Source organism: Xanthomonas sp. LMC-A-07 (assembly GCF_030208825.1).
GTDB lineage: Bacteria > Pseudomonadota > Gammaproteobacteria > Xanthomonadales > Xanthomonadaceae > Xanthomonas > Xanthomonas campestris.
The window spans coordinates 14,378-28,051 of the sequence record NZ_JARVTF010000012.1; the positions used below are offsets into that span (position 1 = coordinate 14,378).

At 64.9% G+C, this 13,674-nt stretch carries 6 protein-coding genes; 2 read left to right on the forward strand and 4 right to left on the reverse strand.

Going from position 1 to position 13,674, the window contains the following annotated elements:
- Positions 1-247: 247 nt before the first annotated feature.
- The 4 genes from QRM89_RS13450 to QRM89_RS13465 form a co-directional block, all read right to left on the reverse strand.
- Complete coding sequence (locus tag QRM89_RS13450) at positions 248-1,768, reverse strand: tryptophan halogenase family protein (RefSeq protein WP_285448235.1); 1,521 nt, start codon at positions 1,766-1,768, stop codon at positions 248-250.
- 110 nt (positions 1,769-1,878) lie between these two features.
- Positions 1,879-4,911, reverse strand: coding sequence for a TonB-dependent receptor (locus tag QRM89_RS13455; RefSeq protein ID WP_011039201.1), 3,033 nt, complete (start codon positions 4,909-4,911; stop codon positions 1,879-1,881).
- Between the two features lie 337 nt (positions 4,912-5,248).
- The gene (locus QRM89_RS13460) at positions 5,249-8,284 is read right to left on the reverse strand and encodes a TonB-dependent receptor (RefSeq protein WP_285448236.1); all 3,036 of its coding nucleotides are present in this window, start codon (positions 8,282-8,284) and stop codon (positions 5,249-5,251) included.
- 164 nt (positions 8,285-8,448) lie between these two features.
- Positions 8,449-9,501 carry a LacI family DNA-binding transcriptional regulator gene (locus QRM89_RS13465; protein WP_012439663.1) on the reverse strand — a complete coding sequence of 351 codons (1,053 nt, stop codon included), beginning with the start codon at positions 9,499-9,501 and terminating at the stop codon, positions 8,449-8,451.
- Between the two features lie 403 nt (positions 9,502-9,904).
- Here QRM89_RS13465 and QRM89_RS13470 point away from each other — a divergent pair, with 403 nt between their 5' ends.
- Positions 9,905-10,879: a hypothetical protein gene (locus QRM89_RS13470; RefSeq protein WP_285448237.1), complete on the forward strand. Its 975-nt coding sequence runs from the start codon at positions 9,905-9,907 to the stop codon at positions 10,877-10,879.
- A complete protein-coding gene (gene plsB / locus QRM89_RS13475) occupies positions 10,879-13,548 on the forward strand; it encodes a glycerol-3-phosphate 1-O-acyltransferase PlsB (protein ID WP_011039197.1) in 2,670 nt (889 codons plus the stop codon). Before QRM89_RS13470 ends, plsB begins: the two co-directional genes overlap by 1 nt.
- Positions 13,549-13,674 lie beyond the last annotated feature (126 nt).

A 13,674-nucleotide genomic window follows, 5' to 3' on the forward strand; every position in this document is an offset into this window, starting at 1 on the left:
GGGTGCACCACGCCGTGTCGTCGACATCGGCGGCGCGCGTAACGGCATCGCAACCCGGAAGGCACGCACTGACCCACCGCCTGCCGCCCGTCACGGCGCGCCGTTGCGCGGCAACGCCCAGCCCCATGCAGGTTGGCCGCACCACACGGTGATCCCCATTGCCTTGTGCCACACCGCGGCGGGCGCAGCGTGAGCCCCTCGCGACGGCAACGCTGACCTTGTCTGGGCCAGGTTTGCCAACGCGCACTCACCGCATTGGATCAGCGCGGCAATAGCGGTCGATGAATTGCTGGTGGGTCGGCATGACGTCCACGCAATGGCTGATGGTCTGCGCCACGCTGGCCAGAAAGCCTTCGGCGTCGGTGTCCGGCACCTGGTCCACCAGTGGGTGATAGCCCTGCGGCAGGATGCCCTGGCCCACCATCACCTGCACCCAGCTGATTTCGGCAAACATCTCTTCGGCATTGCGGTAGAAGCGCCCGCTGTCGCGGAACAGGTCCAGCGTGGCCTGCAGCTCCGGGGTGATCGGCATCGTGCGGCAGTGGCGCCAGAACGCGCTGTCGTCGCGTTCGGTGGCGTGGTAGTGCAGCACCAGGAAATCGCGGATGCGGTCGAACTCGAAGGCCAGCCGGTCGTTGTAGCGCTGCACCAGCACCGGGCTGATGCCCTCGCGTGGGAACAGCTCCAGCAGCTTGGAAATGCCGGACTGGATCAGATGGATGCTGGTCGATTCCAGCGGCTCCAGAAAGCCGCTGGCCAACCCCAACGCCACGACGTTGCGGTTCCAGAACTGCTTGCGTCGCCCGGTGGTGAAACGTAGCGGGCGCGGATCGGCCAGCGGTGTGCCATCCAGATTGGCCAGCAGCGTGGCGGCGGCTTCGTCGTCGCTGATGTGTGCACTCGAATACACGTAGCCATTGCCGGTGCGGTGCTGCAACGGAATGCGCCATTGCCAGCCGGCTGCGCGCGCGGTGGAGCGGGTGTAGGGCGTGGGCGGGCCGACTTTTTCGCAGGGCACGGCCAATGCGCGGTCACACGGCAGCCAATGGGTGAAGTCGTGGTAGCCGGTGTGCAGCGCCTCTTCGATCAACAGACCGCGGAAGCCGGAGCAGTCGATAAACAAGTCGCCACTGACCACCTGCCCGGAGGCCAGTTGCACCGATTGCACGTTGCCGGTGTGCGCATCCAGCTGCACCTGTTCGATCAAGCCCTCAAGACGCGTGACCCCGCGCTGCTCGGCGTAGCCGCGCAGAAAGCGCGCGTACTGGCTGGCATCGAAGTGATACGCGTAGGCAATGTTGGCCAGCGGCGAATTGGCTGGCACATCGCCGGCGGAGGTCATGAACTTGCCGCGCGTGGCGGCAACGGTATTGAGCGTGTAGGCACCCAACGGCTGCGCCTTGCCGCGCAGCTGTTGCTTGATCCAGTACTGATGAAACGGCAGCAGCCCGAGCGGATGGCCGATCTGGGTGCCGAAGCCGTGGATATACGAGGTGCCCGGCCGTTGCCAGTCGACGAACTCGATGCCGAGCTTGAAGCTGCCCTGGGTCTGGCGCACGAACTCGGCTTCATCGATGCCGAGCAGATTGTTGAACGCCTTGATGTGCGGCACGGTGGCTTCGCCGACGCCAATGGTGCCGAGCTGCTCGGATTCGATCAGCTGCACGTTGAAGCTGGGGCCAAGCACGCGGGCAAACGCGGCGGCCGCCATCCAGCCGGCGGTTCCGCCGCCGACGATGACGATGTTGCGGAGTGGAGCGGGGATCATGATGCGTTCGATCCTGCACGAAAGAGGAAACCGCGGATAGGCAAACGGGGCCAAGCGGCCCCGTTCGGATCATGCACACGCCGACAGCGTGCACATGGATGTGCACTGCATCAGAACTTTGCACCCACTTCCAGGACGACACTGCGCGGCACATAGCTGATCTCGCCGTTGTCGACCACGGTGATATCAGGCTGCAAGCGTCCGTCGCTACCGAAGCTGTTGTACTGGTATTGGGTGAAGTTTTTGAAGTTGAAGGCATTCAGCACGTTGATACGTGCGTTGAGCTTGAAGTCGCCCACGACGGTGAACTCCTTGTTCGCCTGCAGATCGACGGTGCGATATCCCCAGATCTTGCCACCCAGCAGGAACTTGCCATTGCCCGGCGGGGTCACGCCCACGGCCTGGCAGGTGCCGCCATCCGGATCGGTAAAGCCGTAGCAGGCGATCGTGTTGATCGGCTCCGGCGTGGCCAGCACCAGCTTTGCACCGAAGGTGACGCCCCACGGGCCATCGATCGAGCCGGACGCAACGAAACGATGCGCCGACACGGCATCCGACTTCACGAACGGGTAGTCGCGAATGGTCGCCTTGTCGAAAGCAAATGGCTCGTCGATCGTGCGGTTCTGGCGCGCGCTGGTATGGGTGTAGGACAGGTTCAAGCCCCAACCCGATTCCTTGGTGTAGGGCTTCTCGGCCGACAGCAACACCTGGCTGCTACGCTGCTCCAAGCCGTTGTAGCCCAGGATCGTATTGCGGTAGCCCGGCACCGGCTCGCCCCAGGGCACGCTGCCGGTGGCGTCGAAGTACGCACCATTCGGGTAGCGGTTGACCAGGCTCATCACCAGGCCGTCATAGGCCAGCACGCGCTGGAAGGTTACGTCGGTCAACCAGTCGCCGACTTGGTTGCTGATACCGATGCTGTACTGATCGCTGTACGGAGTCTTGAGCTTGTTCTTGAACATGAAAAGCTCGGAGCTGTCACTGGTGCCATCGATCGTATTGAGCTGATCAATACCGGTGAAATATGCCGGATTCCATGCCGTGCACGCACGGTCGTCGCGGAAGCAGCCCTGTCCGCTGGCAGCATCGCTGAAGTACACCACCACCGGCGACAGCGCAGCCTTGACCGATTCCAGTGCGAGCTGCTCGAACAGGTTGCGATCGTAAGAGCGACCGGCGCCGCCATGCAGCACCGCGCTCTCATCGCCGAAGAAGTCATACGAGAAGCCGAAGCGCGGTGCCCAGGCGTCCTTGAAGTTCTTGCGGTTGTTGCCGGTGCTGATGTAATCGGCCACGTTGATGCCGCTGGGCAGCAGGCGGTTGGCCCACGGCTGACCCGGGTTGTCTGGGTCGTCCGAATACAGCGCATTGATGAACGGCTGCGAGGTCACGAAGTCGGTGTAAGCCGGGGTGTCTTCGTAGTCGTAACGCACGCCGATGTTGAGCATCAGCTTGTCGTTCACAGCCCAGTCGTCCTGCAGGTAGATGCCGTACTGCTTGGACGGCGACTCGACCACCGGCACCTGACCGGGATTGTCGAATGCACGGATATAGCGCACTTGGAAGGGAACCGGCGCAACACCGTTCTGGCCGACTTCATAGCTGAACTGCGGGTTGAGCGAACTGGACTCGCGCGAGGTCAACTTGATGTCGCGATAGGTCACGCCGGTCTTGATGGTGTGCTCGCCATGCCACTCCAGCGCATTGAAGGTTAGGTCGTTCTGGAACGACCAGCCCTTCTGGCTACGCAGCTTGAAGTCTTCGCCACTGGCAGCACCGGTGTTGAGAAATACCCACTGACGCGGATCGGCCTGCGTGCGATCAATGTAGGTGTAGATCGAGCCGTTGCCGACACCGCGCGGCGTCGGCACATTGCGCGAATCCTCGGTGGTGAGGATGGCTTCGTTGAACCAGCTGTCGGCACTGTGCTGCCAGCGCAGGCTGGTGCGCTTGTCCTTGTTGATCTTGTCCACCGCGCGGTCCGGCGCGTTCTGGCCGCCGACATTACTGACCTGGGTTTCGTCACGGTACTGCGTTGCCAGTTCGATGCGATCGTTATCGGTCGGCTCGAAGTCGATCTTGCCGAAGTACAGGTCTTCGGTGAACGGCATGTTGGACGCGCCGTACTGATCGCGAAGATTGGACGGCAGCAGGCCAATGAACGGCGAGGCCTCGGCACTCGGCTGCACGCTCTTGGGCGCCACGTTGTCCTTGCCTTCGTAGGCAAAGAAGAAATGCATCCGGTCCTGGATCAACGGGCCGCCGATGGCAAAGCCGTATTCCTTGGTCTGTGAATCGACCTTGGCGTCTTCTTCGTCCGGGCGCCTCTCACGTAGATCCTGATTGGTAAAGCGATAGAACGCCTCGCCATGGAACTCATTGGTGCCGGACTTGGTGGCTGCGGTGATCGCCGCACCACTGATCTGGCCGTACTCGGCCTTGTAGTTCGACGTGATCACCTTGTACTCGCCGATGGCGAGCTGCGGGAATGGATTGCCCTGAGTCTCGTCCTGGCCGGCAATACCGCCACCGGAGACGTAGCTCTTCTGACTCACACCGTCGATATACAAATTGCTGGAACTGGCGTTGGAAGCACCGCCGCGCAACTTGGTGTTGCCGTCCTGGTCGATGGTGAACACCATGCCCGGCACAGTGTCGGCGAACTCCAGGAAGTTGCGCGTAGCCTGCGGCAACTGCTGAATCTGCCGCAGCGAAACCGTATTACCTACTTCCGAGGTCTTGACGTCACGAATCATCGGCGCGCTGACCGTCACCGTGTCCAGTGTGGTCGCATCGCCGGCCGGCGCAGCCGCCGTCTCGTTACCCAGATCGACAGTGGCACTGGAGGCCACCGACAAGGTCACCGTGCGGCTGATGCCGTTGGATTCGACCTTGTAGGTGCCCGGCTGCAAACCGACGATGGTGTAGTTGCCGTTCGCATTGACCGGCGCGCGTCGCACCGAGCCGGTGGCGACATTGGTGACGACGACTTCGCTGCCGCTCTGCGCGGAGGCGACCTGGCCGCGCAACGTGGCGTTGCTGGACTGGGCCATGGCCGGGGTGGTGGCAAACAACGAGGCGGCCAGGGCGCAGCACAACAGGCTGCGCGCGGGCAGGGTGGAGACGGTACGGTGCTTCTTCATGACTTTCCCCCTCCCAGGGGTAAAGCGCGAACCAGTGGAGTGACTGGCGCGTCGAGGTTGGTGCTTTGATGTGAGTGACACGGGAACAGCGGGCAACAGCAACAAACAACAGGCATTGCAAACAAAAGACGACAAAAACACTTCAAAACGGGCTGCGCACGCAGCGCCGGAATCAAGGCGTGCTGCACAGCGAGCGCGTCGGTGCACCGTCAGCGATGGACCAGTAACCGTTACCAGTCCGGAACGAAGCGCTGACCATGCACGGGAATAAAAAGCGGAACTCCGGTAGCGATAGCAGCAGCCGTTCGACAGCGTGGTCGAACGGCTGCTCAAACAGTTACCAGATGATGCGGGCGCTCATGAACAAGGTGCGGGGCGGGGTGGTCATCGCACCGTACTGGTTGATGCTCGCGCGCGGGTTGTACACACCGTTGTTTCCCCAATCGATGCTGTACTGGTCGTAGTTGCGGAAGTTCAGCGCATTGATCAGATCGCCGCGCACCTGCACCGTCACCGTATCGGTGATGTGCATGTCCTTGGACAGCGACAGGTCCAGCTGGCGGGTGCCGAAGATGTCGCCGCCGGCCAGGAACTTGCCGCCGGGTGCGTCCACCGACACGATGCGGATGTTGTCCGATGGCGGGCCGCCGTAGAGGTCGTACGACACCGCCTCGTTGCGTGGCGGCACCGTGGCCAGCGTCAACTTGGCCGAGGCACTGATGCCCCAGAACAAGTCGTAGATGCCGGTGACCACCAGGCGGTGGCGCGGCACCGAATTCAGATCCAGGAACGGGTAGTTGGCGATCGTGGCGGCATCGAAGCCGTATTGATCGTCATTGCCGCGGTTGCCGCGTGCGCGCGAGAACGTGTACGCCGCCGTCAGGCCCCAGCCGCTTTCCTTGGTGTAGGCCTTGTCGGTGGACAGCAGCAACTGCGCGGTCTTGGTCTCCACACCGTTGTTGCCGATGATCAGGTTGCCAAATCCCGGCGGCGGCTGGGTCCACGGCTGTGCACCGGCCTGGAAGAAATCGCCATTGGGATAGCGATTACCCAGCGTGAGGATCAAACCGTCCTTGCTGTGGATGTAGGACACGGTGGCCGAGTTGCTCCAGTCGCCCACGCGGGTGCGCAGGCCGATCGAATACTGGTCCGAATACGGCGTCTTCAGATCGTTGTTGAGCAGGTCGATCTCGCCGTTGCGCACGCGCGCATCGACCAGCCCGCCCAGGCTGTCCGGGTTGCTGAGAAAGGCCGGATTGAAGTTGGTGCAGGTGCCGGCCGCCGGTGTGCAGCCGGAGGATTCGACAAAGCGGATGGTGTACTGCGACAGCGCCGACTTGACCTGTTCCAGGCCCATGATGTCGAACAGGTTGCGGTCGTAGCTGCGCCCCGCACCGCCGAACAGCACCAGCGATTCGTCACCACGGAAGTCGTAGGAGAAGCCCAGGCGCGGCGCGAAGTTGTTGTTGTCCTGTTTGCGGTTACGGCCGTTGCTGATGTAGTCGTTGATGTTCACTCCACCCTTGGCCAGTTGTTCGGCATAGGTGGCGCTGACCGCCGGGTCGGTGCCGGGGCCGTTCAATGCGGCGATCACTTCCGGCGGGGTCACGTTGTCCAGGTAGGACGGAATCTTTTCGCCGTCCCAGCGCACGCCGATGTTCAACTGCAACTTGTCGTTGACGTCCCAATCGTCCTGCAGGTACAGGCCCAGCTGCTTGCTGGTGGTGGTCACCGACGGCGCGGCGCCGGCAAACGGCAGATTGAAGCGCACCTGGTAGGGAATGGGCGCGGTGCCTGCGCCATCGTTGACGGCGTAGTAGAACGACGGGTTGGCCGCGGAGTTTTCGCTCTGGGTCAGCTCCACTTCCTTGTACTTCACGCCCATCTTGATCACGTGGTTGCCGTGCCACTCGATGTTGTTGAGGGTGAGGTCGTTCTGGAAGCTCGGGCCTTTTTGTCCCTTGCGCTGGATCGCCAGGCCGCTGGTGGCATCGTCGTTGATCAGCACGTCGTCTTCGGCAATGGCGCGGGTGTACACGCTCTGGCTGCCGATGGTGTAGGCCGTCGGGTTGAACAGCACGTCTTCGTACGACACGCGTGCTTCGTTGACGTAGTTCTCGCCGAAATGCTGCCAGCGCAGGTCGTAGCGTTCTTCGGTGTTGAGGTTGATCTTGGCGGCGATGGCGGTATTGCGATCGCCCACGCTATCGCGGCTTTCTTCGTCGCGGTACTTGGCGGTGAGCTCCAGGCGATCGTTGGCGCCAATGTCCCAGTCGATCTTGCCGAAGTACAGGTCTTCGTTGAACGGACGGGTGACCGAACCCAGGCGGCTCTGCACGCCGGCCGGCAAGTCGTCGCGCAGGTTGCTGAAGTTGTCGGGCACCGACACCGGATTGGCCGAGACCTCGAAGCCCTTGCCCTCGTAGCTGAGGAAGAAGTGCGCCTTGTCCTTGACGATCGGCCCGCTGAAGGCCATGCCGTACTCGTCCTGGTGGGTCTGGCGCTTGTTGCCATCGGCATTGGGCGCACCGGCACGTTCGTCGGCCTGGCGCGCGCGGAAATCGGTGTTGGTGGTGCGCCCGAAGATCTCGCCGTGGAATTCGTTGCCACCGGACTTGGTGGACGCCACGATCGCCGCCGACCCCACCTGGTCGAACTCGGCCTTGTAGTTGGAGGTAATGACCTTGTATTCGCCGATGGCCAGCTGCGGGAACGGGTTGCCGGCGCTCTGCTGCTGACCGGACACACCGCCAAACAGATAGCTCTTCTGGCCAACGCCGTCGATATAGACGTTGACGGCCGAGCTGGCCTGCGCGCCGCCGCGGATACGGCTGTTGCCGTTGGCATCGGTCTCGAACTGCATGCCCGGCACGGTGTCGGCAAACTCCAGGAAGTTGCGCGTCAGCTGCGGCACGGTGTTGATCTGCTTCAGCGAGATGTTGGTGCCCACCTCGGAGGTCTTGACCTCTTGCAGCGTGGTGGCGGTGACCTGCACCGCATCCAGCGTGGTGGCATCGCCGGCAGGCGCCGCGGCATTGGCGCCACTGCCGCCCAGATCCAGGCTCACCGACGAGGCCACCGACAAGGTGACGGTCTGTTCGGTGCCGGGGCCGGCGTCGACCTTGTAGGTGCCCGGCGGCAGACCCACCAGCGCGTAGCTGCCGTCGGCACCGGTGGTCGCGCGCCGCACTGCGCCGCTGGCGACGTTGGTGGCGGTGACCGTGGTTCCGGCTTGGCCTGCCGACACCTGCCCACGCAACGTGGCATTGCTGGACTGCGCCATGGCCGGGGTGGTGGCCAGCAGCGAAACGGCGAGCGCGCAGCCCAGCAGGCTGCGCGCCGGCAAGGTCGAGACAGTACGGTAGGTCTTCATGGCGTCCCCCTCCCAGGGGTCAGGCGCCTACCGGCAGTCGCTGGCGTGGCGCGTGTAATGCGTTGTTTCAAGAACAGCGGCAACCAAATCAAGCAAACGGCGTAAGTTAAAAAACCATAAGAAACTGCAAAGATCGCGTGAAGATGCGACGCGGCGCACGCGCCTCAGCCACCGGATGCGCTCCGCGGCGCGCTGGATGCGCGCACGATCAGCTCCGGGACCATCTCCGACAACGCCGGCGGTGCGGCATCGGCCGGTGGCGCCGGAGCGTCCACCAGCTGCTGGCCCAGCAACAGCCGCAGCGCGCGTGCGCCCAGGCCGGCGATGTCCACGCGCATGGTGGTCAGCGCCGGCAGCACGTAGCGGGCCATCGGCACGTCGTCGAAACCGGCCAGTGCGATGTCGTGCGGCACCTTCAGCCCGGCGTGGCCCAGCGCGAACAGGCAGCCCAGCGCCATCATGTCGTTGGCGGCGAAGACCGCGTCCGGGCGGTCGTGCTGCGCCAGCGTCTGCCCGGCGCGGTAGCCGGATTCTTCGTCGAAGTTGCCTGGCAGCACCCACGGCTGCGCCTGCGCATCCAGCGCCAGTTCGTCGCGGTAGCCGCGCAGGCGTTCGTGCGCGTCGAAGTTGTCGTCCGGCCCGGCGATGAAGGCGATGCGGCGGTGGCCGCTGTCGCGCAGGTGGCGGGTCATCACCCGTGCACCGCCGTAGTTGTCCACGTTGAGCACCGGGCGCTGGCTGGCGGTGCCGGCGCAATTGAGCAGCACCGCCGGTAGCCCGCCGGGCAGCGCGTCTTCGTGCACGCCCGAATCGCCCAGCGACGGCGACATCACCACCACGCCGTCGACGCGGCCGGGCAGGCGTTCCAGCGCCTTGCGCTGCGCCTGCGGGTCGCCGTGCGAGCTGGAGACCAGCAGGTGATAGCCCTGGTCGCGCGCCACCTGGTCGATGCCGCGGATCAATTCGGAAAAGAATTCGCCGTGCAGGTCCGGCAACACCACACCGATGGTGTGGGTGCGGCGGCTGCTCAGGCTGCGCGCGGCGTGATGCGGGATGTAGTGCAGCGCGCGCGCCACCTGCAGCACCCGCTCGCGCACCGACTCGGCCACATGCTGATGCCCGTTCATGGTGCGCGACACCGTGGCCACCGACACCTGCGCCTCGCGCGCGACATCCTTGATGGTGACGCTGCCGCTGTCCGAACGTGGCCGGCTCATGGCGTGTTTCCCCAAAGCATGCGCCAGGCGACGCGCGCCAGGGGCTGGCGGACGGTCCATACGGGCAGAGCGTTCGTGGCGAACTTGCGCATGAATGACATCGGCCCCATCCGATGGCGACCTCAGAGCGAGATGGCGCGCACGCTAACAGGAACTGCAAGCGCTTACATGATGCATTGCAGCATCGGGCGAATCCTTACTCCGGCAAGGACTCCGGGCGCGGGCATGGACAACTTTGTCCGAGAAGACAATAGCGGTCAGCGCCTGACATCCGGCGCCATCGTGCAGCGCGCCGCGCGTCACCGCGCCGCGCACCGTACGCGCCCGCACGGAAGGCCAGCGCCTTGCCGCGGCTGCATTCAGACAGCAAGATGCGCCGATCGATCAGGGGAACATCGTGCGCATGTCGCTATCCACCGTCCGCCCAGGTCGGTTCCAGTCCGCCGGGTGGTTGCTGCTTGCGCTGTTGTGCATGGGCGGCTGCAAGCGCAGCGACCACGCCACCGCGCTGCCAGGTGCCAATGCCGAACCGGCGGCGGCGATGCAGGCCATGACCACGCCGTTGCGCCGCAACGACCTGGTCGCCTATGCGCGCATCCGGGTCACGCCCACGCAATACACCGCACTGGAAGCGGCCTGGCGCAGTGGCGCCAGCCGCTGGCCGTTGACCGAGCTGCCGCTGCCCAATGAGGTAGGCAGCTTGCTGGGCAACCTGTCTGCCCCGGATGCCGAACGCCGCCTGCAGCAGGCCTTCGACCAGCAACTGGCCGGGCAGGCGCAGGGCATCCGCCAGGCTGCGCAGTCGCTGGGCCAGTTCGGCGTGCAGTACCTGCGCAGCCGCACCGACTACCAACCGGAGCAGCGCGCCCACTACGTGCAGCTGGTCAATGCGCTGAGCGCCTGGGCCGCCACTGCGCCGCTGGCCGACCGCCCGCGCGCCAAGGCCAGCATCGCCGAGCTGGTGGCCGCCGCGCGTGCCACCGGAATCCAGTCCGACGCCGACCTGCAGCAGCTGGGCATGGAAGAGAGCCTGCGCCGGCTCGGGCCGTTCTGGGCGGCCTGCAAGAAGGTGCTGGAGCGTTACGACCTGTCGCTGGACAGCAGCCTGGATGCGCTGCGCACCGGCCTGGTCAAGCAGCAGGGCGACAGCGCTCAGGTGCGCCTGCGCTACCCACTGGCCGCGCGCGACATCGATCTCAGCGTCAGCCTGATCAAGCGCGAGGGCCACTGGTATCAGCAGCAGACCCAGGACGACGTGCAGGCCGTGTTGCGCGCAGTGCCGGCGGCGTCCCCACCCGCTGCTGCGGCGGCGCCCGACACGCCGGCGGCCACGCCCGCGCTGCCTGCCAGCACCGGCAAAGGCCCGGGTGGGCGATAATGACGGCGATGCCAGAACAGAATCCCCTGCCGTTCCCGGACGGCCAATCCGCCCCGCCCAGCCCTGCCGGCGCCGAGACCGGCGCGACGGCTGCTGCGCTGCCGCCTGCCGCGCCCGTGGCGCTGGACGCACCGGCGCCCGCCGCGCCAGTGCTCGCCCCGGCACGCGTGGCCAAACGCCCGTGGTGGGCGCGCCTGCTCGGCCGGCTGGCCGACCCGTGGCTGAGCCTGACCATCGAACCCGAACAACCCGGGCGCTACGACGACGGCAAGCCGGTGGTGTATGTGCTCGAGGATTACGGCCTCTCTAATGCCCTGATCCTGGACAAGGCCTGCCGCGAAGCCGGCCTGCCGTCGCCGCTGGTGCCGCTGCCGGGCGACCCGCTGGAGCGCAAGCGCGCCTACCTGGCGCTGTCGCGGCGCAGCAGCAGTAATTCGCTGATCCCCGAACAACGCGGCGGCAAGACGCATTCCGATTCGCTGGCCAAGTTGCTGCAGGCGCACCGCGTGCGCGCCGACCTGGACGTGCATCTGGTGCCGGTGTCGATCTTCGTCGGCCGTGCGCCGGACAAGCAAAGCGGCTGGTTTGCGGTGCTGTTTTCTGAAAACTGGGCGCTGGTCGGCCGCTTCCGCCGCCTGCTCTCGGTACTGCTCAATGGCCGCACCACCATCGTGCGTTTCGCGCCGCCCATCTCGCTGCGCCAGACCATGGCCGAAGGGCTGCCGCCCGAGCGCACGCTGCGCAAGTTGCAGCGCGTGTTGCGCACGCATTTCCGGCGCATCCGCGAGGCGGTGATCGGCCCGGATCTGTCCACCCGCCGTCTGCTGGTGGACCAGGTGCTGGCCGCCGATTCGGTGCGCGAAGCCATCGCCACCCAGGCCAAGCGCGACAACTCCAAGCCGGTCGATGCCTGGCGCAAGGCGCACGCCTATGCCTGGGAAATCGCCGCGGACTATTCCAGCCCGGTGGTGCGCTCGGCCAGCTTCCTGCTCACCCACGTGTGGAACCGCATCTACGCCGGCGTGCTGGTGCATCACCTGGACAAGCTCAAGCAGGCCGCGCCCGGGCACGAAGTGGTGTACGTGCCCAGCCACCGCAGCCACATGGATTACCTGCTGCTGAGCTACCTGTTGTATGAGCGCGGCATCGTGCCGCCGCACATCGTGGCGGGCATCAATCTCAACCTGCCGGTGGTGGGCACGCTGCTGCGCAAGGGCGGCGCGTTCTTCATCCGCCGCAGCATCCGTGGCAACGCGCTGTATTCGGCGGTGCTCAGCGAATACGTGGCGCAGCTGGTGGCTGGCGGTTATTCGATCGAGTACTTCGTCGAAGGCGGGCGCTCGCGCACCGGCCGCTTGTTGCAGCCCAAGGGCGGCATGATCGCAATGACGCTACGCGCGTATCTGCGCCAGCCGCGCAAGCCAGTGCTGTTCCAGCCGGTGTACATCGGCTACGAGAAGCTGATGGAAGGCAACAGCTATCTCGACGAACTCACCGGCCGCCCGAAGGAAAAGGAATCGATCTGGGGCCTGCTGTGGTCCATCCCCAAGGTGCTCAAGCAGAACTACGGCCAGGTGGTGGTGAACTTCGGCGAGCCGATCGCGCTCAACGACGTGCTGGCCAAGCACGCGCCGGAATGGAATGGCGAACCACTGCCCGACGATGAAAAGCCGACCTGGCTTGCACCGGCGGTGGACACCTTGGCCACGCAGATCCAGACCCGCATCAACTGCGCCGCCGACGTCAATCCAATCAACCTGCTCGCGCTGGCGCTGCTGTCCACGCCCAAGCACGCGATGGGCGAAGCCGATTTGATCGCGCAGATCGAGCTGTGCAAGAAGCTGCTGGCCGAAATGCCGTATTCGGACCGCGTCACGGTCACGCCGCATACGCCGGCGCGCATCATCACCCACGCTGAAGAGATCAACGTGCTCACCCGCGTCTCGCACCCGCTGGGCGATGTGCTGAGCGTCAGTGGCGATACCGCGGTGTTGCTGAGCTACTTCCGCAACAACGTGCTGCACCTGTTCACCGCCTCCTCGTGGGTGGCGTGCTGCTTCCAGAACAACCGCCGCATGAGCCGCGCCGGATTGTTGCGGCTGGGCCGCACGGTGTACCCTTTCCTGCAGGCCGAGTTGTTCCTGCCGTGGAGCGAGGACCGCTTTGCCGAACGCATCGAGCAGACCATCGACATGTTCGTGCGCGAGGGCTTGCTGCTCAACGTCACCGATGACGATGGCGGCATCTTGGCGCGCAACACCGGGCAGACCGACGAGGTGTTCCGCCTGCGTGCGATCGGCCATTCGTTGCAGCAGGCGTTCGAGCGCTATTACATCGCCATTTCGGTGCTGGTGAAGAACGGCCCCGGCGTGCTCGGTGCCGGCGAGCTGGAAAGCCTGTGCCAGCAGGCCGCGCAACGTCTGAGCCTGCTGTATGCACCGGCCGCGCCGGAGTTCTTCGACAAGACCCTGTTCCGCAGCTTCATCCAGAAACTGCGCGAACTGCGCCTGGTGTGGCCGGACGAGAACAGCAAGCTGATGTTCGACGAGCGCCTGGACGCGTGGGCCAAGGACGCCAAGTTCATCCTCGGCCGCGAGCTGCGCCACACCATCGAACGCGTCAGCCCGGAAGCGGCAAAGCCGGATGTGGTGTCGCCGCCGGCTGAGTAAGACGGCGGTACAAACGCCATCGTCTCCTGCAGTACGTGAGGTGGGCCAATGGCAGGGCACGTGTAGGTAGGCGCAGACGCGCAAGGCGCTTCCCTTCTCCCCCGGGAGAAGGTGCCCGAAGGGCGG